The sequence below is a fragment of the Pontibacter sp. FD36 genome (assembly GCF_015686655.1).
In the GTDB taxonomy this organism is placed as follows: domain Bacteria; phylum Bacteroidota; class Bacteroidia; order Cytophagales; family Hymenobacteraceae; genus Pontibacter.
This window is the reverse complement of sequence record NZ_JADPMP010000002.1, coordinates 62,857-83,652: the sequence shown is the minus strand read 5'-3', so window position 1 is coordinate 83,652 and position 20,796 is coordinate 62,857. Positions and strand designations below refer to the sequence as shown.

The window sequence follows — 20,796 nt, the reverse complement described above, 5'->3', positions numbered from 1 at the left end:
TCAGAGGTAGCTACCTTGCTCGACTTAATTTCCTGCTCCTGGCTCCCCATCTTTGCATCATCAAATTTTTAAAACAAAAATATAAAATGATGCAAAACGCAAACACAAACACGACCAGCGGCTCAGTAGCTGCAAATGTAAACCAAGCACCCTCTAACCTATTCCCGACTGCCGTATATCCTAAGGGTATACAGCAGTTAATGGAAGCTGCCGAGAAGCAAGATATCTCTAAGAACTTCTTAGGTCTCACAATTCTGTCCGCATCTTCTACCGCCATAGGCAACTCCTATAACGTGGATGAAATTATCAGGGTCGCCCCCATTATCTACGCTGGACTGGTAGGTAATTCCAGCAGTGGTAAGTCGCCTGCCATCAACCTGGCGATGGGGCAAGTCTATCATCAGGAGAAGCTGAACCAAGATGACTATGCTGCTCGGTTGCAGGAATACCATTTAGAGTTGGCAGAATGGAAGCAGTTGCCCGCAAGAGAAAGAGGACCACATAACGAACCGCCTAAGCCGAAATTCGCTGAGATAATACTCGAAGATATCACATCCGAGGGTTTGATTGACTCGCTTGCCAACAACCATAAGTCACTGGTTTTCGAACAAGACGAGTTAATAGGAATAGTGACTGGCTTGCAGACACGAATAGAAAAGAGGCTGATTACGACATGGGATAACAAAGACATTAAGTACAAAACAAGGAGCCGTGGTCACGAATTCGTGAACAAGCCTTTCCTGAATATCCTTGGAGGTATTCAGCCATCCGTGCTGCCAAACTTCTCACAGGGGAACAGGAACCAAAACGGCTTCATCTACAGGTTTCTTTTTGCCAACTATGACGAGCCTCAGTATAATACTATCAAGAAGATAGATAGCATATTGCTGGACAATTATAACAGTATCATTGACAGGCTAATGTCCTTAGATGTAGAGGTAGATAGCCTTAACAGGAGAACGCCACAGGTGTTGCACCTAAACCTTGAAGCAAGCACATACTACCAGACGTGGAGGACTTCTTTCAAAAAAAGCTTCACACCAGGCGACAGTGCTGAGGAAAGCATCGTGAAGAAGCTGGAAAACTACAGTCTAAGGTTTGCGCTTATTTTGCAGCTACTCTATTGGGCAGCGCAGGAAGAAGGCAAGGATGAAATCGGCATGCGAGCAGTTAAGGGGGCGATTCAGCTTACCGAACACTATAAATTGAACGCAATGGTGGTACAACAAACAATAGCCAATGGTAAACAGAAAGTGCAGCATCCATACAAAGAAGAAATCCTTGACATGCTGAAACAAAACATCCGCTACAAGGAGATTGAAGCTGCCTTTGGTGTTTCATCTAAAACAATAGCCAAGATAAAGATGGGAGGCTAAGGAGCAGGTCGTTTTGATTGTTTGTCTAACAAGCCTTACAACTTATGGAAGTTAGAAATACCTTTGGTAACTCAGGAAAGTGGAAAGTAGGAAATTGTGCCTCCTACTTTCCACTTTCCACTTTCCAAGAAAAACGTCTCTGATATTACACTCAAGAATTCCCGAGCAAAACTTTCACTTTCCACTTTACTGCTTTCCATATATCTATCTCACTTTTCCATCAACCAGTCATAATATGCCTGAACCCTCCTATTTACAGTATAGGATACGCCATGACGAGATGCTTTTTCCTCAAGTCTGTCGATATGCACCCTCAATGGCAAAGTGGAGTACAAAGCCAGTTCTTGGTCATAGTACAGCACCAATACTTTTATTGAAGAAGAGAAGATGTTCATTTGATTCTTCACGTACTGCTCTACAACGTAGTCGAAGTCCTCGAAGCTGGTAATACAATTGAAGAGATTTTTATTATCTTCAATTATACCCACTGGAACAATTTCATAGACTCCATCATTAGTATGGACTCTGAGGGGAGCAGGAATGTCTAACTCATATACATCTTTATCCAGGTTGAAAAGCATCGGGTTTTGATAGCTGCTACTGTTCATCTTTCTCACTCATAATTTTATGAAGGTTCTTGAGTGCAATCGCAATCAATTTGCCTTTGGTAAAATGGGTTTTATACTTCCTCGATGTCAGTACTTTTAACACATCTAACTCATAGTTTACTGCTTCACTTATTTTGACTGTTTTCACGATTCTTAACTTTTAGAATATATATCAAAAAACGGGACTTCTCTACTCCTCTACCAGAAAAGACTTTTCAGATATATACTTTAAAAACTAAAATGATGGAAATTTTACTAAATAATGAGGTGCTATTTAGAAGCAATAGCTTAGAGATAAAGAAGACCTATGACAAGACATCTGATAGGTATGGATTGTACTGTTCAGATGGCAAAAGATTAGCAGCTAATTACCTTCACATCTTCCCTTACACACCAGATGAACTGGCTCCTGCAATAAAAGCTGATAACGAATTTGTCTGGATAAACCTGGAATTGGAAGAAGAGCCAATGTTGCAAAAGGATAAGTGGCTTTGGGCTTGTTGCGTTCCTGCCAATTCTAAGTGCAATTGCTTAGATGATGGCACTATTTTGGACTGCACCATCTGCGAGGCTGGCAGCATCTTTAACACTCTTAACTTCAAAACTGTAAGCCTATCTTCGGATAAAACCATTTACGAGTATGATACCCGAGATAACACTTACAGAATCACGCTGACTAAAAGCGATGCTACAAGTAATCTGTTGTTTGACTATAAGTGGGAAGCAGCAGAGGTTGAGCAGCAGCTTAGATGGACTATCGACTCCTATGAACTGCTCAAAGGAGAACATAAGTACAATCTAAATGTGTGTGTTTACGAGTATTTGGATGGCAATGTAGCCGTGCAACTTACTCTTTACGCTGTTAAAATTGACTTCATCGATACCTCTATTCTGATGGATATATCAAAAGACAGGATAGTGCTTGGATTTGACGATTTTCCCTATAATAAGTAGTGGGAAGTAACATGATTCACTTCTACCAGGTAAGTCGCCTATTGAAATCATACCCTACTATCACGATTGTAGTAGGGTGTCGTTTCATGTAGTGGCTGATATAATTCAGCTTACTACATCGAAAAGCCGATTTAGAGGCAATAGAACAGGTTTTTCGATGAATGGCAGTAAGTAGTAGGTGTAGTAGGTAAGATTTCATAAACTATACAATGTACATCTATCATGTACCTACTATCAAATATACTTTTCTATCTCTATAGATTTAACTACTACACTTACTACTTACTACAATATGCATTTACAGCTAATAGAGATAGATATCTTGTAGTAAGGGATTGAAACTGTAGTTACTACACTTACTACAATTTAAACTCTTTTGTAGCGGTCTCCTTCAGAATTACAATGGCGTTCTACTTCTTCTAACCAAGTGTCATACCAGTACCAATGTTTAGCAACCATGCTACCATAATTTTTCCCACTTGCTTTAGCATCCAGTTCTTTCCATAGCATAGTATGCTGGTGCTGCCCAAATTTAGGAAACCCTTTGCTTTGCATCAGAGACCATACTTCTGCTGGTAAATACTTCTTTCTCTCCCTTTCTTTGATTACTACATACTCTTTGTTCAAGGACTCTGCTTCGGGTGAATCTGCCTTTATAAATTCAATTACTTTATCTGCTTGCCCTTTATGATTTACTAACTTAGGTACATATAGAACTCTATATGAAAACCTAATATCATTGTATTCTTCATCTGATAATGACTCATCGAATGCATTGATATATGATGCTATGTTTTTTGGCAGGTCTGAAAACTGACGAAGCTGTGTCGCATGGTCTTCATTTATAGTTGAAAACTGCAATGAAAATGAGAGATACTTATCAATGCCATAGCTTTCAGCAAATAAATTTTTAATGTGTGTGTTATAGTTTAAGCAACATGCTTGGAATCTCGCACTTAGATAATCATCTATCCTTCGGCTCATTTGATGCTCTATCTCATGTCGAAGACCTATCAAGAATTTAAGGTTAGATTTTGCAATAGGGTCGATTGGGCAAGCATCGTCATCTAAACATCTCTCAAGTTCCCAACACTTATATGCCCCTTTCTTTGTTCTATCAAACCTTCTTTTACCATTTACTACTTTATGATATCTGTATTCTACTTTTTTTTCTTTGTAGTAAGCGTGTAATAGGTACATCCATGCAATGTTCGACAATACAATGAAGCTTTCTGATTTAAACTTCATGTTTGGGTTGTTGAATATCTGAACAGCACATAGCATTGCCTCTCGTGATTTGATTAGCAACTCTTCTTTGAAGGACCAAATTTTTTTAGGCTTCATTATCTAAGCTTGATAAATGTTACTCATTCAGCTTCTTATAGACTTTCTTGAGCATCCAGTTTTTCACCAGTTGGGAGAACTCATCGTTGTCCATAATCTTGGTGAAGATATCTTGGTTCAACTCCATACGCTGGATAACCTTGGTTAAAAACCTGTCTTCGAAGCCGTACTTGAAGTTCTCCATTGAGTTGCTTCTGGCTTGTAGAGACAGTTCCTCATCCTGCATCAATTCAGCTTCTATCTGGTCGAAGAATAGCTTATCCGCTTCGGTGAAGTCCGTACCAAACCTATCGTTCAGCACCTTGATGATTTCCGATAGCTGCGCTTGCTCTTCCTTTCCGCCACGCATACCAGCTTGGGTAGTACCCGTTAATCCGTATTCACCTTGCTCTTCCAGCACGATACTTCCTTCGCTTATCTTCTGGATTCGGTAATATTCCAACGCAACCTCGTCATCCAGATGGATGTTACCGCCACCTCTTTCTCGTGGTAGTTTGTTGTACAGCAGTCTACCGTAGGCAAACAACTTCTCCATTTCCATGTCGTGAAAAGGCATAATCTGCGTCAGGAACGAATACAGTCGAATGTAAGTGATAAGCGTGTGCTTGAAATCTTCCTTCTCTTCTTCGTTTGGCATGCACTTGAAACGCTGCACGGCAGGGTCAATGGCAGCATCCAGCTTTTTCTGTAGTTTGGCGTTTACCCTATCGGTTGACTTGAAGTATACCTCGCAGAAGGCATCCACTTCGGACTTCCAGATTATCTGCGCTGACTCTAACTTGTATTTCAGGTCAGAGAGTAGGTTCGGGTCTGTAGGCGTGTCTACCGTAGTCAGTTCGTAGTAGGGCTGGAACGAGTTGAGGATATCGTCCTGCTCGTTGGCAAAGTCCAGCACGAATGTATCTTCCTTGCCTTTGGCGGTTCTGTTCAGTCTTGATAGGGTCTGGACCGCTTTTACGCCCGACAGCTTCTTGTCCACGTACATGGTATGCAGCAACGGCTGGTCGAAACCTGTCTGGTACTTATCCGCCACCAGCAGAACCTGATAGTCGGTGGTATTGAATTTCTCTGGTAGTTCCTTTTCCTTAAATCCTGTTAACTGCTCTTCGGTGTACTCGCTGCCGTTGTCCAGCACCTTTCCCGAAAACGCCACCAGTGCTTTGATATCTGTATAGCCCTTGTCTTTAATGTAGCGTTGGAACTCCATGTAGTAGCGAACTGCATGAAGACGTGAGCCTGTTACTACCATCGCCTTGGCTAAGCCACCTATCTTCTTGCTCGTCACCTGGCGGAAATGTTCTATCATTATCTCGGACTTCTGAGCCAGATTATGAGGGTGCAGCGACACGTACTTGCCAATTGCTTTGTTCGCTTTCTTCTTGTTCAGGGCAGGGTCGTCCTCTATGGCTTTGGTAAGCTGGAAGAAAGTCTTGTATGTAGTGTAGTTCTTTAGCACGTCATGGATAAAGCCCTCCTGTATCGCCTGTCGCATCGAGTAGAGGTGGAAAGGCTTCGGTTTACCATCAACATCCACCTGACCGAAAACTTTCAGTGTCTTCTCCTTTGGTGTAGCGGTAAAGGCAAAGAAGCTGAGGTTCGGCTGCATGCCACGAGCCAGCATGGATTTGCGGATAGCATCCTCGGCATCGTTATCATCGTCTGTGTCGTCTTCGCTTTTCTCCGCTTCTTCCAATGACTTTGCTGCCAGTATCTCTTTTATCTTCTTGGATGATTCACCGTGCGCTGAACTATGCGCCTCGTCCTGTATGATGGCATACCTGCGGGCTGGCAGTTCAGCCACCTTGTCCAGTATGAAAGGAAACTTCTGTAAGGTCGTGATGATGATGTTGGAGCCAGCGTTGAGCGCATCCGCCAACTGAGCCGAGTTCTTGTCTATCTTCTGCACCACGCCCTGCTTATGCTCGAACTGGAAGATAGTGTTCTGCAACTGCTGGTCAAGTACCTTGCGGTCTGTAATTACAATCACAGAGTCAAATACCCTTTCATCGTTGGTGTTGTGTAAGCTGGATAGTCGGTAGGCAAGCCATGCGATGGAATTAGACTTGCCTGAGCCAGCTGAGTGCTGTATCAGGTAGTTCTTGCCTGCGCCATGCTCCCTTGCATGTTTGGCTACTTTGCGCACCACATCCAACTGGTGGTAGCGTGGGAAGATGATTGTTTCCTTTTTATACTTCTTGCCGTTATTCTCGAACTCTTCTATTTGTAAGTGAACAAACTTGCCAAGTATGTCCATCCAGCTATCCTTCCTCCATACCTCTTCCCATAGATAGGCGGTTTTATAACCATCAGGATTATGCGGATTTCCAGCTCCATTATTATAGCCTAAGTTAAATGGAAGGAAGCGTGTGCTTTTGCCATCCAGTTTCGTGGTCATGTATGCTTCGTCCTTATCAACGGCAAAATGCACCAGCGCACGCCTCTTCCCCTGAAACAGCAGTTCCTTCGGGTCACGGTCATGCATGTACTGGTGCTTTGCATGCTCCACCGTTTGGTTAGTGAATTGGTTTTTGAGTTCAGCCGTAGCCACAGGCAGACCGTTTACGCTCAGCACCAGGTCAAGCGAGTTCTCGTTGTGGTTGCTGTACTTCACCTGCCGTGTTACCGTTAGCTGGTTCAGGTCATACAGTGCTTCTGCCTCAGGATTCAGGCTGCTCTCGGGCTTGAAGTATGCCATCCTGAACTTCACACCCAAATCGGTGATGCCGTTGCGCAGCACATCCAGCGTTCCCCGTAGTTCCAGCTCCTTATATAGTCGTTGGAGCAGCTTCTTCTCCATTTCCGCACCGTGCATCTGGCTCAGCTTCGCCCATTCTTTGGGCTGCGTAGTTTGCAGGAAAGATAGGACTACCGACTCGTCAAGAGCCAGGTCTTTGTTGAAGTTGTGCCTGTCGCCTTTGGTGTAACCACCTTCTTCTATCAGGAAGTCTTCGATGGCTTCTTCGAAGGTCTGCTCGGTGTGTATGCCTGTTGCCATAGCTGGTCTGTGGTTATGCTAACGCTGTGGAAATGATGGGTTCTGGTTGGTAATCTCGCACGTCTATCTTGCCCGTTACCGCTTCGGAGATAAGGGCTGTGCGATATTCTTGAAGAAGGTCTATTTCTTGTTGTATTCTCGTATTTAACCTTTCAGTATTGTTATTCAGCTTTGTTATAAAACTTACAATTTCATCCTGTTCAGTCATTGGAGGTACTGGAACCATTAGTTGGTTATACTTATCTGCTCCTATGTTTTGGATAGTAGCCTGAATAAATATGCTATCCTTCCAAGCTTCATATGCTGCTGACTTTGTATAGAAGTACAGCAAATCAGACAGAATCTTATCTGTATCTGGTTTAGCCTTAATTAAGTAGCCAGCAAAACAAGCTATACCTTCAAAACCCTTGAATTGAAATGTCTTTCCAACAGTAGCACCGCTTCTTGCGAAAAGAATATCGCTTTCTGATAGCAGGTAATTCTCTGCAACTTCTTGTGGCAAAGATTTAAATGTTTCTTCTCTCAATCTACCATTGTTCCCGAAATCGGTAATCCTAATGTACCTTGGTAGGCTCCTGTCTTCAAGTTCTGCAGATTCATTTGCACCGTACATTAAACGGTCTTTTACCAGATACTTCAGTTTCTTCACCTCCCAATGCGCTGGCACCACACCCAACCACTCGATGCCACTTTCTTTCATCGGAACATCAGGGTTCAGACCTTTGGTAACAACCTCGTTGATAACCGCTGTCTTTTCCTCTTCCAGCAAAGCAATCATCTGCTGCTTCTTCTGGATTAGGATATCGATTTGGAAGGTTTTGTCGTCTAAGAAATTAGCAATGACTTTCTGTTCATCAACAGATGGTAAAGGAATCACTGCATTCTCAAAGTAGTAAATACTTAATCCATACCTTGTAACGCCATTTGCAAAGACCTTAAACTGGTTGTTATATCTTGGCGTTTGTAACAATCGGAAAAGATATCCTCCCAACAAATTCTTTTTATCTGGTTTTATTTGGGTTAAATGGTATCCGCACGTAACTCCTTCTAAACTTTCTTTCACATAAGCAGGAACAGCTATATCATCTGCGGATTCTGAGTCTTTTGTTACTAATACATCTCCTTCGTCAACCCTAAACTTCTTTATTTCATCTGGTGTAGCAGTCGCTTCCATGAAGTTCATGTCTGCAACTATGAATTCATTTTTATAAACATCTACATAATTACAAAGAAGAGTAGGCTGTTCGTTATCGTAAGATTTCTTATCTACATTACTTGGTTGAACTCTTGCTACATACTTTAATTTCTGCTGCCCCCAATGCTCTGGCACCTCTCCAATCCACTCTACACCAGAGTCCTTATAGCTATCGTATCTCTTCATCATATTACTCTGGTTTAAGAAATAACATTAGCTACCTCGTCATACACCTCTTCTTCCAACTTCATGATGTCGGCACGTATTTCGTCCAGTGAGCGCAGAGGCTTGTACTGGTAGAAGTACTTGGTAAAGTTGATTTCATAGCCCACTTTGGTTTTGCTATGGTCTATCCAGGCGTCTGGTACATGCGGAAGCACCTCACGCTCAAAATAAGCTTCTATATCCTCTGTTAAAGGCACGTTCTCGTTGTCACGCAGCGATGCATCCGCTTTCGGATTTCCTTTCTTGTCGGTTATAATCTTGCCGTTCTCGTCACGCAGCGGTCTTTCAATTGTGATTCGACTGTACCCGAAATCTTCGTTGTTGAATATCTTGCAGTAGTCATCAGCTACGAACTCACCGTATATTTTGGTGATATTTTCAATCTGTTTAGGGCTAATCTCGTTGCGCTTGTTGCCAAGGCTCTTTGACATTTTCTCGGAGAAATCAACAGCATTAATAAGCTGCACCTTGCCCTTACGCTCTTTTGTCTTGCGGTTAGTGAGCATCCAGATGTAAGTGTAGATACCTGTGTTGTAGAACAACTGGTCTGGAAGCGCAATGATAGCTTCGAGCATGTCATTCTCGATAATCCATTTGCGGATTTCGGACTCGCCAGAGCCAGCACTACCCGAGAACAGCGGAGAACCGTTGAACACGATACCAATGCGGCTTCCTTCTTCATTCTGCTTCATCTTGCTGACCAAGTGTTGCAGGAACAGCAAGGAGCCATCCGAAATACGTGGCAGACCAGCACCAAAGCGACCACCAAAACCTTTCTTCTGGTGTTCGTCTTTAACTACCTTTTCAGCTTTTTTCCATTCCACACCAAAAGGTGGATTGGTGAGACAATAATCAAAATGATGATTATCAAGCCCATCGTTAGACAGCGAGTTACCAAATTTGATGTTGGTCGGGTTCTGGCTTTTAATGAGCATGTCGGCTCGGCAGATGGCATAGGACTCAGGGTTTAACTCCTGACCGAACACTTCCAACCTCGCCTTCGGGTTAAGTTCTTTCAGGTATTCTTCTGCCACCGATAACATACCGCCTGTACCTGCGCATACATCGTACAAGGTCTTCACGATACCTTCCTGTGTTAGGATTTGCCTATCATTCAGGAACAGCAGATTCACCATCAGTTTGATAACCTCACGAGGGGTGAAATGCTCCCCTGCGGTTTCGTTCGAGATTTCAGCGAACTTTCGAATCAACTCTTCGAAGATGTAGCCCATCTCCATGCTGCTGATTTTGCTCGGGTGCAAATTTATCTCCTGGAAACGCTTCACCACCAGAAACAGCAGGTCAGCTTCTTCCAGTCGGTTCACCTGCTCTTCGAACTTGAAGTACTCCATTATCTCCCGTGCGCCCTCGGAGAAGCCGTTGATGTAATTTCGTAGGTTAGCCGCCAGGTTGTTCGGGTCAGCTATCAGCTTTTCAAAATCATACTTGCTGCGATTATGGAAACTAAGACCAGCCTCAGTATTGAGGATAGGGTCAATATTCTGGATGTTCGAGTGCTTTAACGACTCGTATCTGCTCAGCACATTCGGCTTGGTCTTATCCAGCACACAGTCCAGTCTCCTCAAAATGGTGAATGGCAGAATCACTTTGCCATACTCCGCCTGCTTGTAGTCTCCACGTAGCAAATCAGCCACCGACCAGATGAAGTTGGCGTACTCTCTAAAATTTATCATGATTTGTTATTCTTAATCTCGCTTGTCTTTGTCTCACAAGATAAAATATAAGATTTAGAATATTAAATGAAATTTGGGATATTGTGGGTGGCAGGACAATAATTCTGTGTTTAGACTTTCAAAGCAGAGAGGTACAACACTTTACAACTTATGAGTAAATTCATCCCCAACATCAAACAAACATTAAAGGAATCCACGCCATTGTCTACCTTGAAAGACGATGTAGCATTCAATGCCGAAGAACAGGCGAGAATTGCCAAGTTGCTGAAACCATTGATAGAAATAGGTAATAATGGGGATGAAAAACTCAATAAGACATTAAACAAGCTGCTTAGGCAGTTTATATGGAATGCTACTGAGTACTCTGATGAAGGCTCTTCGAATAAATATGTTGGTCAGCCATACTGGTCGGAAGCTGCCATACTACTTTATCTCGAAAAGAAGCTGTTTGACTTCCCGAGCCGCTTCAAGAGTCTTAGGCATGAGCATTCAATGCCGATAAACTTGATTGTACAGATAATAAAAGATAAGCCAGACGCCATAGCTGAAACTATATCAAAATATGCCAGAGCGGTTATAGTCACTGAAGATGAAGACAGAAAGATTAGGGGAAGAAAGCTACACAACTGTTTATCAGATGATTTTGCTACACATGGCAATCTTCTATGCAGATACACAGCATCAGATGTTTCTGCTATCTATGACGTTAGAAAAATTGAGTTAATAAATAGATTAATAACTTCTAACAAAAGAGATTTTATCAGCTTAATCAACGAAAAGAAATTAAGTCAGGGAGTAACAGTTGTCAAAACACTTTTTTCAAAGTAATTTTAAATCTTATTCCCTTGGATTTTTAGAGTTATAAACTCTTCCGCTTGCTTCAGTATTTGTTTAACGTCTTCCATCTGCTCTGCAATCTCTTGTCTAAACTGGTCGTCCAGCAGCGCAAAATAAACAGCACCAACTTCTCTTTGCTGGTACTTTTGATTGTCTGGTAGTGAGTGGAAGAAATCATCCAGGTATTTCTCTACTTCTTCTTCGCTAAATTTGGGCATAATGTCTTCTATTCTAATTTAAAGGTATATATCATAACCTCTTATATTCATCACAAATCAAAGTTTCTCTGAGAACCCATCTACTTGATATATACTTTAAACAATCAGGAGTAAACAGATGGAAATAAATGAAAAGCTTAAAGGTGAAATCCTATTAGAAGGTGAAGTATATGAGTACAAAAATCAAATAGCAACATATCAGCTAACATTCAGAACAGAGCCTAAAATATTCACACGATGCTGCGTATTGTGCGCAAAAAAAGACCTCGTAACAGAAGTGCTTTCAACGCTTGACCAATGTAAAGAACCTCAGCATTTAGATAACCTGGATTTAAAAGTAACTGTGTTTGACACAACAGTAATGTTTGATACTGCGATACACTTTCTCTACAGCTATACAGTGGAAGTGGAACTGGTGTCTTTGAACGGTGCTGAACAGTAGAACTTTTATAACGGAAGTGGAAGTATGGAAGTGGGAATGCTGCTTCCATACTTCCATGGTATTACTCATTAGGAATTCAAAAGAGCAGTAAATGATGAGCATGTTGTTAAACAAAATAAAAAAGGCGCATCTAATGTGATACGCCTTTTGTTGTACTGATACACCCTTTTGAACTTGCTATTACTTTGAAGTATGGTAATAGGAATAATCCCATGGATATACCCCCCGATATGTATCCTTCAGCATTTCTGCCACCTCCCTTTTAATCACAGCCGTAGTTACTGTTGGTCTAATCAAAATACCAACACGTTTACCAGTTGCAAGTTCATGTTCGATTCTGAGTTCTTCCTTCTCATTAAGTATATACTCTCCATTTTCATTGATATCATAGATAGCGTAGGTGTACACCAAATCATAAGTAAACATTTCATCTTCAAAAGTAACAAGTGCTAATCTGTCACCTGTGATAGCGATAGGTTCATGATTGGTATAACTTCCTATTCCATTGTTACAAGTTTTATCAATCGTGTAGTTGTAATACAAGGTTATGCTCTTGTGCTTATCGTTTCTATTCTTTCTTATCTTATAATGATATTTTAATAAATTTTTCATTTTAATTATTCTTTAGTTTCAATCATTATAGATTCAAAAATGAATTAGTTTAAATATTTTTTATATTTTTTAATTATTTATAATTTATATAAACAACAAAAAAACCTTAATCAATTACATATCATATACATACATTATACTATCAATATACTCTCACATTTTTTTGTCCAATTCTTAAACTTATTCATTTTGCAGTGTATAATAAACATCTGATAGATTAAAAATTAAACTAAAACAAGATGATTACACATACACAAAAAGATTTAATAACTGGTAAGTCATGGAATAGCAAAACAGGAAAATGGGTAAAAAGACTTCGAGAAACAGCCAAAGGAAAAGCAAAAGGAAGTACTTACGATAGGAAACTGAATATCATTAAACAAACAAACCCAAACTCCTACAGAAGTTTCGGCTGGCTACCCATCCAAGTAGATATAAATGACTTAGTGGCAGATGCTGCTCAATACTGGAACTATACTCACCCCTTTGATATAGACAAAGCGGTAGCAGTCTTTACCCTAATTATTGTAAAACGGTGCAAATTAGCAGAGTTGAAGAAGCAGAATTACTACTTTGGTGAAGGCTATGTGGGAATTCACTCTGATGATTTCCGAAAGTGGGTTGACCATCACAAATACCCTGACTACCTTCAATTCTTAGAGGATAGGGTATACATAAGGACGTTTAGGACAGCGTTAGACACTAAGTCCTTCATCCATGGTCAGATGCCATGCATGTACAAGATTGCAGATTACAGGCTAAAAAAAGATGGAGATGCCAGGATGTTCTACAAGGTTCCCTATACGACATCTAAAATGCTTGTTAAGGTGTTTAGCTATAAGCAGAACTATAAGCTGACGTTACTTCAACAACAGGTAAGAACAGAACTGGTAGAAAATGTTTATAAAATCACTGAACAATTGGCATCAGATGCATTCACTACTTGGGCTTTGTCTAATCCTAAAAAATTTAAGACTAAGAAAAAAAATGGATTAGAGGAAGCGAACAGAATGGTTGTAACGGTGGAGCAGATGAAACAGGGAATTTTCACCATCAATCCGTGTGACGATTACTCTGGCAGGTTCCACTCCCCTTTTACCTACAGAAGAAGGTGTGTCAGGAACTTCATACGCATAGATGGGGAGCCAGCGATAGAAATAGACATCAAGAACAGCCAGTTCTTTCTGTTCAGTCTGTTGCGTAGTCACAGCAACGAGGTTAAGCCTATTTTGAAAGGTCTGACAGCAGCTAATCCAGGCAAGGATAATCTATCCTTAGAAAAAACTTTGAGTCTAATACAGGACTTCTATGACAGGTATGAAGACGTAAGAACATTCTTGGATGCTTCTGCGGATAACTCAATTTACCAGGTAATGATGTGCCAGTACAGTAAGAAAAAGAAGTTCGTCAAAGACCTTTGTTTCAAAGCACTTTTCAGTGCGGAAGAGCAATGCGTGAAGAGCAAGGAGAAGCTAATGTGGTTCTACCCAAATGTAGTGGAGTTATGCGAAACTATAAATACACATGGAAGATATACACTGCCAAAAATTTTGCAAACTCTGGAAAGCAGGATTTACCTGGATATGGTAGCGTTAGAAGCCATTCAGCAAGGTGCAGCACCGTTTATAACGGTTCATGATGCTTTTTATGTAAAGCCCTGCGATACGTCTTTGTTTACGTATTTGATAGAAGATACCTTTGCTAAATTATGTTTACCATCTCCTAAAGTAGAGGTCAAGTAAATACAGTTTTAAATCTCAGGTAATGTGCTTAAATGAAGTTAGAACAGATAGCTATAAAATGGCTATCTGTTTTTCCATTTATAAAGCACTCAGACTTGCTTATATACAGCCCCTACTGGTTTAAAATGATGGTGATGAACTGTTACTTTTCTGGATGGAAAGTAATAAACTTTGAAAAATACTAATTTTTTAAATAGTGAATCGTCAGCTTATAAACTTTGACAAACAACAGAATTTAGATAAATTTAGGCTGAACACAAAAGATAAATTTGTTATTATTCCTGTTACGAAACAATATAAATATCTGACAATCAATGGTATATTACTTTCTGCATCGGCAAGTAAAATATGTCTGTGAGTTGACTGTATAAAGTTTCAAAATAAGGAAACCATATTTTGAGATAAGTAAACTTAATGCATGGCTTAACTTTATAAAAAGGCATCTACCATACTATCTGGTAGATGCCTTTTCACTTCTTTACTAAATTATCTTATTTACCTGTTCTGAGATAGTATAGGCCATCTTTTAAAATGTTTTTTACAAAAAAATTAGAGTTTTAGGATGCCCATTTAATTGTGCAGCCGATCGCTTTAGTTTTAGTGATCTCCGGTGATTTGTTGTTCTCGAGTACCTCAATGGCATCCTCTACATAAAGCTTATCCGCACTTGCCGCATCCCTGGCGTTATTATCAATAGAGCCAATATATACGACCTCGCGATCCTTATTTAACACATAAACATGAGGCGTATTTGTAGCGCCATATGCCCTGGCAATTTCCTGTGTCTTATCTTGTACGTAAGGGAATTTAAACCCCTTTTCTTGGGCACGTTCAATCATATTGTCAAATGAATCGCCCCACTTTTTCCGAGCGTCATTGGGATTAATAGCAATCACAGGATAGCCTTTAGCTGCGAATTTGGTATGCAGTGCTTTAATCCGATCCTCGTACATTTTTGAAAAAGGGCATGTATTGCAGGTGAAAATAACGATGTATCCTTTAGCTTCCTGGTAATCGGCCAATGATACCATTTGTCCATTCACATTTTTTAACCGGAAGTCACGTGCAGTGTCACCAACTGCATATCCGCCGGTAACGCCTCCATATTCATTATCTGCTTCAGAAGATGAACAGGCAAAAAAGATGAGCAGCAATAAGATCGCCATTAGGTTTACATTTTTCATAGAATTAATCTTTTAAGAGTTTATTAATATGTTCTTCAAGCTCAGCTTTTGTGAGTTCTCCTTCAAGTAATACCCTTTGAGCAGTTGCATTTTGGATAAGGAGGGTTGCAGGGATGGCTCCAGACCAAGAAGGATCCACCTGATCAATAAAAAGATTGGGGTCAGATTCGTCCAATAACCAAACGGGAGCGCCTATTTTTTTGCGCTGAAGGAACGCGTTAACCTTGGTTCGTTCATCTGGAAAATCAAGGTTCACTAGCAGTACCTCAATTTTATCTGGGTCATATGCAAAGCGCAGAGAATCTATGAAAGGCAACTCCTTCACACAAGGCTGACACCAGGTAGCCCAGAAATTGATAACCTTTACTTTCGTGTCAGTTCGTGTCACCATATATTCCTGGAGCTCTGAAAATTTGATCACTTTCTCCAATTTGTAATCGCGCACAGTGTCACCAACTGATAATCTGACTGTGTCATGATCAACTTCAGATTCACTGTTGGAAGAGCAATTGGTAAAGATGATTAGCAGCGAGCAAATCGATAAAAGATTTATGTATTTCATAGTCTTAAGTATTTCTGTTTCAATTGGCAGCAGCTACTAAAAGCTGCTTCAATACATTCCATCCTTTTTTTCATTATTCTTGCTTCTGAAGGCTCACCTCCTTGCTATTATCCATCCTTTTCTGGTCCATTAGCAGATGATTTGGATCAATACCGGCATAAGCGGGCTTGTGGGGCAACTCCACCACAATAGTCTGCTTCCCCGAGCGAATGCGGTGCCATTTTAAGTAGAGCATTTCTCGTTCTTCCTTCTGCCCGTCAGCAGGTTTATAAACGCCTATTTGAATCCAGTCACCCATTGGCACATTTGCTTCTACACCCAATGTATCCACGGTGTATTTTCTTGCCTGCAAATCCAGGCTCACCTCCCAGTTGCCTGCTCTGTTTTTTCTGGCTGTAGATTTTTCTGTTTTCAGATCCCAGAATGTGTTGGCTGCGAATAGATCGTGTAAAAGATATTGCATGGAATCCGGGGTAACATGTTGAAGCTCGCTGTAAAGATCCTGGGGGGTAGGAAGTGGAGGAGCCCCAGAAGCATTTTCCCTGAATAGTTTTCGCAGCGCCATACCTATTTGCTCCTTCCCAACATATTCACGCAGGGCATATAGCGCTAAGGGTGCCTTTTGGTAGATCAGATCATGATCGCTTGCCAGCAACAAGGGTTGAACAGCTCTTGATTGTGGGCTAAAGTATTCTTGCTGAATCATGCGCAAAAACCCGAGGAACTTTTCCTTCCCCTCGACCTCCTCTATGATCTCCAGAGCGTAAAACCAGGCGAGCGATTCAGTCAGCAATCCCTTCCCTTTAACAAAGGCTGGGAACAGTTGATGTGCCCACCATTGGTGCGCTACTTCATGTGCGACAATGGAAAAGATCAGGTCAATCTCCCGTGGATCCTCCTCAGGGTTAAGCAGCGCGATGCCTGTCCTGTACCAAACATTAGTTGGATGCGCATACATCCCTTTGTTGTAACCCGAATTTTCTATGAAACGAATTTCACTGTGCGGATAAGGACCCAAATGTTGACTAAGATAGCTTAAGGATGCCTGTACGCCACGCATCATCCGTTCAGTGTTTTGCGAGTGGCCAGGGTGATAGAGAATTTCTATATTGACCGTCTGGGAAGAATCCGGGTGTTTCCATTGCCCTTTGAGCACTTCATATTCGGCCGAGAAAAAAGCATACCTATTCGTGATGGGTGTCTCAGCGGCATAGTGAAAATAACTACGCCCGTTTTCCACCCAGCTCCCCTGCAGTTTTCCCTGGGTCACTGCAATCTGCCCTTTTTCTGTGCCCACCACAGCTTCAAAATGAATACGTTCCTGTCCGGGTATGCCCTTGCGTGCTTCATCATCATTTAGCCAGAAACCTTGATGTGCTTCGAGTCCTTGCACGGCTCGTTCTATTGGATCGTCAATTTCCCGTTCTCTTCGATAGCCAATGGAGGGGATCCAGGCATTGTCGAAGTATGAGCCATTCTCCACGAGTGAAGCATCAATACCATAGTTCGGGAAGCCCTTAGGGCTAACCCGCACTTGGAAGTCTAGTTGCAACGACTCCCCGGGAGCAAGAGGCTGTTGCAGCACATAAATATGATGACCAAGCTTACTGTCCACCAACACTGCTCTGGCCGCTGGATTGAAGTGTAACGCATGACTTTCTATACCTGGCGCAGTCGCCAAATGTATCGTATCAATCATGGAGGTGGTCCTGTTTACAAAATGAGAACTACCGCGCATCTCTACTGCCCGACTTTCAGGATAAATCTCTACATGAAGATTTGTTGCGGTCAACCAAGGCTGTGGGCTATTCATATACTTCCTATATAACTTCTCGTATGCTGCTTTCCACGCCTCTCCTTTGGGAGCAGCAGTCAGTGGGTACAGGATACTGGTGTTATAAAAGATGACACCCCCCAGGATTAGAACAAGTAACCCAGCGAAAGCAGCAATTGCTTTTGTTGGACGCGTCAGGCGGCGACTCCCTTCGAGAATTCTCTGCCTCAGACCACTTTCTGCGCCTCGTGGCCAAAGAAGTGTTGCAACTACAGCTAATAGCAGCGCCCAGGCCGCCCAATAAAGCTTAAAAAGAAGCAAGGGACCCAGGTATGGCTCTAGTCCTCGTATTTCTGAATAAGTCCAGCCTGGGTCAGACCCATACACAAGCAATCCAGGTTCTATACCTATGGCAGGTCCAAAATATAGAACTATAAGAAACACTAGTGTGATCAGGTGAGCTATGTACTTCTGGTTGACTATTATATGGATCGCAAATGAGAGTAGCGCCAGTAAGACATATTCAACAAACCGAATCCCGAACAAAATTTTCAGGTATAGGCCTACCTCAAAGTTGTAGTACCCCAATCGCATCTGGACCACCATCCCTGAAAATATCATGAGTAACTGCAACACAACCAGTGCTATGGAGAGACCAGCGAATTTGCCTGCGAATAAAATCCACACCGGCATGGGTGCCGCTCCGACAATTTCGTTCAGCCTTGTCTCCCGCTCCCGCCACACGAGCTCCCCCGCATAGTACAGGATGAGGAGCGGGACCAAAAACCACATGGCATTGTATTGAATGTTTTCCAATAGAATTGAAAGATGCCCTGTAACAGGTAATTCGGGTACGAAGTGATATTCATTGAACCAGGAAGGGCTGGTGACCACCACAAAAATGGAGAAGCAGACAAAAATGATCCATCCCCTATCCATTATTACTTTAAACGACTCCTGGGTGATAGTTAGAACCTGTAGTATGCGGGTTGCATACCCAAAAGTTCGTTTAGCCTGCGGCACTACAACAGGCGCATTTTGCGCACGCTGTTGGTTCTCAGCAATCGTAAAGAAGGAAAATAAGCGGTGCCATGGGCGATTTTTCTTATCAGCCTTAAAGGCAGGCTGAACAGTAAAACGGAAATAGGTGAGCGTAAGAAAACCCAACGCGACTGCGCACCATAAAAGGCGGTTTAGTAGCGTCCAGGTTTGTGTAGCTGGCATGCGCGTGTTCTTCTCTAATGGTGTCCATAAACTCTTGAGCTCCTGAATTAAAGTGATTCCCAGTGGATCCATCAGCTTCGCGAGATTCCAATTCTTCAGCTCCACGGCCAGTAACTGCCAGGTGGCAAGCGCTGTAAACACCATAAATATTCCCACAAGGAAGCTTGAAATACCTCGTCGGCTCAAAACAGCCACAGCAAACATGAGTGCTACGGCAACAAAAGTGGTTGGCAGCAGAAGTAACACATAAGCACTGATATAAGCGGCTGGATTAAATGGTCCTGGAAGTCCCACATGCTCACTAGGAAGAAAAGAAGCTACCAATAGGCCAAGCGGTATGGCGGTCATGACGAATGCGCCAAGGGCAAAGGCGGCGAGGTAACGGCCTCCCAGGTATACTAGCTTGCTGACAGGTGCGGCATAAAGCAGCGGATGCATCCTAGTTGCAAGGTCCCTGGCCGCTGCATTGCCAGCAAGTGGAGCCAGGATCCAAACCCCCAAAATGAAGCCTATCACGGTAATCTTGGAAATAAAATAAGGTGAATTTCGGGTATAGCCACCAATGAGCATCTCTTCGATAAAGATGTCACGAGCCATAAAGAAAGAAACTACGAGCAGAAGCAGGAAAAAGAACCAGGTCGAGATGCTGCGCAACTGATAAGCAACCTCGTAGCGAAAAGTTTCCCAAAGTTTCATACCAGCACCTCCTTTGTCTCTTGAACCAGGTTCTTTCGGAAGTCCTGAGCGATTACGGTAAAATAGACATCCTCCAGATCGGGGGTTATAGATTCGAAGTCGCTGCCAGGGCATGTTTCGCTAAAGATATGTACCACAGTCCGCCCACCAAGCAGTTTTGTGGAAATGATATGATGCGCTTGCTCTAGCTCTGGCAGTTCCCTCCTTTCTATCACCCGCCACCATACTTTCCCCTTTAAGTCTTCAATTGCCTGCTGGGGTTCACCTTCCAGCAATATCTGTCCTTTATTGATCACGGCCATGCGCGTGCAAAGTTCCGAGACATCCTCCACGATGTGCGTAGAGAGAATGACAACGCTGTTCTCCCCCATTTCACTGAGCAGATTGAGAAACCGTACCCGCTCGGCGGGGTCAAGCCCCGCTGTCGGTTCGTCTACAATGATCAACTTTGGGTTTCCCAGCATAGCAACAGCCACACCAAAGCGTTGTCGCATCCCTCCTGAGAAGCCTCCAAGCTTCTGATTGCGCACATCCCACAAATTGGTTTGCCGAAGTAGTGCCTTTACCACTTCTCTCCTGGCCTTTTTTTCCTTTATCCCTTTGAGCACGGCAAAATAGTTTAGTAGTTCTTCTGCTCTTGCTTTAGGATGTAGCCCAAATTCCTGTGGAAGATACCCCAGCGTTTGTTGCACCCGCTCTTTCTGCTTCACTACATCGATGTCACCAAAATGAATAGTCCCTTCATCAGGATCCTGCAGGGTAGCCAAGGTTCGCATCAGGGTAGATTTACCAGCACCATTTGGACCCAGCAAGCCATACATGCCAGGTGGTATCGTGAGTGAGATATTCTGAAGCGCCTTTACACCATTAGCATAGGATTTAGACACGTTCCGTATACTTAAAGAAATTTGATCTTTCATAATTCTAAGTACCTTGATGACAGAACAAAGGAGCAGGTACCGACGCAGAAAGCAAAATGCGATATACTAATGCTGGGAAAAGTCGACAAACAGATCTTATACTTCTGCCAAATCACTTGCAGATGGAAAGGCTGATTTTGTAGATTATAACTGGCGCTGGTCGATTAGACGAGAGATGAATGGCAGGATAAAAT

Annotated in this window: 16 protein-coding genes; 5 read left to right on the top strand and 11 right to left on the bottom strand. The window is 42.3% G+C overall.

Going from position 1 to position 20,796, the window contains the following annotated elements; genetic code table 11:
* Positions 1-86: 86 nt before the first annotated feature.
* Complete coding sequence (locus I0P70_RS02755) at positions 87-1,376, top strand: DUF3987 domain-containing protein (protein WP_196114674.1); 1,290 nt, start codon at positions 87-89, stop codon at positions 1,374-1,376.
* A gap of 209 nt (positions 1,377-1,585) precedes the next feature.
* On the opposite strand, the gene I0P70_RS02750 is transcribed toward I0P70_RS02755, so the two are convergent.
* Positions 1,586-1,993, bottom strand: coding sequence for a hypothetical protein (locus I0P70_RS02750; protein ID WP_196114673.1), 408 nt, complete (start codon positions 1,991-1,993; stop codon positions 1,586-1,588).
* A gap of 231 nt (positions 1,994-2,224) precedes the next feature.
* On the opposite strand from I0P70_RS02750, the gene I0P70_RS02745 reads away from it, so the two are divergent.
* Positions 2,225-2,938, top strand: coding sequence for a hypothetical protein (locus I0P70_RS02745; protein ID WP_196114672.1), 714 nt, complete (start codon positions 2,225-2,227; stop codon positions 2,936-2,938).
* A gap of 366 nt (positions 2,939-3,304) precedes the next feature.
* On the opposite strand, the gene I0P70_RS02740 is transcribed toward I0P70_RS02745, so the two are convergent.
* The 4 genes from I0P70_RS02740 to I0P70_RS02725 are packed head-to-tail and all read right to left on the bottom strand — an operon-like array spanning position 3,305 to position 10,391.
* Positions 3,305-4,282, bottom strand: coding sequence for a DUF3644 domain-containing protein (locus I0P70_RS02740; RefSeq protein WP_196114671.1), 978 nt, complete (start codon positions 4,280-4,282; stop codon positions 3,305-3,307).
* A 19-nt stretch (positions 4,283-4,301) separates the two neighbouring features.
* A complete protein-coding gene (locus tag I0P70_RS02735) occupies positions 4,302-7,277 on the bottom strand; it encodes a type I restriction endonuclease subunit R (protein ID WP_196114670.1) in 2,976 nt (991 codons plus the stop codon).
* Between the two features lie 13 nt (positions 7,278-7,290).
* The gene (locus I0P70_RS02730; RefSeq protein WP_196114669.1) at positions 7,291-8,661 is read right to left on the bottom strand and encodes a restriction endonuclease subunit S; all 1,371 of its coding nucleotides are present in this window, start codon (positions 8,659-8,661) and stop codon (positions 7,291-7,293) included.
* An 11-nt stretch (positions 8,662-8,672) separates the two neighbouring features.
* Positions 8,673-10,391, bottom strand: a complete 1,719-nt coding sequence (locus I0P70_RS02725; RefSeq protein ID WP_196114668.1) for a class I SAM-dependent DNA methyltransferase — start codon at positions 10,389-10,391, stop codon at positions 8,673-8,675.
* Positions 10,392-10,541: 150 nt separating this feature from the next.
* Between I0P70_RS02725 and I0P70_RS02720 the strand changes: the two genes are divergently transcribed.
* Positions 10,542-11,219, top strand: coding sequence for a hypothetical protein (locus I0P70_RS02720; RefSeq protein WP_196114667.1), 678 nt, complete (start codon positions 10,542-10,544; stop codon positions 11,217-11,219).
* Between the two features lie 2 nt (positions 11,220-11,221).
* On the opposite strand, the gene I0P70_RS02715 is transcribed toward I0P70_RS02720, so the two are convergent.
* A complete protein-coding gene (locus tag I0P70_RS02715; RefSeq protein ID WP_196114666.1) occupies positions 11,222-11,446 on the bottom strand; it encodes a hypothetical protein in 225 nt (74 codons plus the stop codon).
* A gap of 118 nt (positions 11,447-11,564) precedes the next feature.
* Between I0P70_RS02715 and I0P70_RS02710 the strand changes: the two genes are divergently transcribed.
* On the top strand, positions 11,565-11,888 hold the full coding sequence (locus I0P70_RS02710) for a hypothetical protein (protein ID WP_196114665.1): 324 nt from the start codon (positions 11,565-11,567) through the stop codon (positions 11,886-11,888).
* 180 nt (positions 11,889-12,068) lie between these two features.
* Here the strand turns inward: I0P70_RS02710 and I0P70_RS02705 are convergent, their stop codons facing one another.
* Entirely contained in the window at positions 12,069-12,500 is a 432-nt protein-coding gene (locus I0P70_RS02705) for a hypothetical protein (RefSeq protein ID WP_196114664.1), read from the bottom strand.
* Positions 12,501-12,739: 239 nt separating this feature from the next.
* Between I0P70_RS02705 and I0P70_RS02700 the strand changes: the two genes are divergently transcribed.
* Entirely contained in the window at positions 12,740-14,242 is a 1,503-nt protein-coding gene (locus tag I0P70_RS02700) for a hypothetical protein (protein WP_196114663.1), read from the top strand.
* A 557-nt stretch (positions 14,243-14,799) separates the two neighbouring features.
* Here I0P70_RS02700 and I0P70_RS02695 read toward each other — a convergent pair.
* The 4 genes from I0P70_RS02695 to I0P70_RS02680 all read right to left on the bottom strand — a co-directional run bounded on the left by I0P70_RS02695 (position 14,800) and on the right by I0P70_RS02680 (position 20,590).
* The gene (locus I0P70_RS02695) at positions 14,800-15,426 is read right to left on the bottom strand and encodes a thioredoxin family protein (RefSeq protein WP_196114662.1); all 627 of its coding nucleotides are present in this window, start codon (positions 15,424-15,426) and stop codon (positions 14,800-14,802) included.
* A 4-nt stretch (positions 15,427-15,430) separates the two neighbouring features.
* Positions 15,431-15,988, bottom strand: a complete 558-nt coding sequence (locus tag I0P70_RS02690) for a TlpA disulfide reductase family protein (protein ID WP_196114661.1) — start codon at positions 15,986-15,988, stop codon at positions 15,431-15,433.
* Positions 15,989-16,061: 73 nt separating this feature from the next.
* Positions 16,062-19,682: an ABC transporter permease gene (locus I0P70_RS02685; protein WP_196114660.1), complete on the bottom strand. Its 3,621-nt coding sequence runs from the start codon at positions 19,680-19,682 to the stop codon at positions 16,062-16,064.
* The gene (locus I0P70_RS02680) at positions 19,679-20,590 is read right to left on the bottom strand and encodes an ABC transporter ATP-binding protein (RefSeq protein ID WP_196115024.1); all 912 of its coding nucleotides are present in this window, start codon (positions 20,588-20,590) and stop codon (positions 19,679-19,681) included. Before I0P70_RS02680 ends, I0P70_RS02685 begins: the two co-directional genes overlap by 4 nt.
* Between the last annotated feature and the right edge of the window lie 206 nt (positions 20,591-20,796).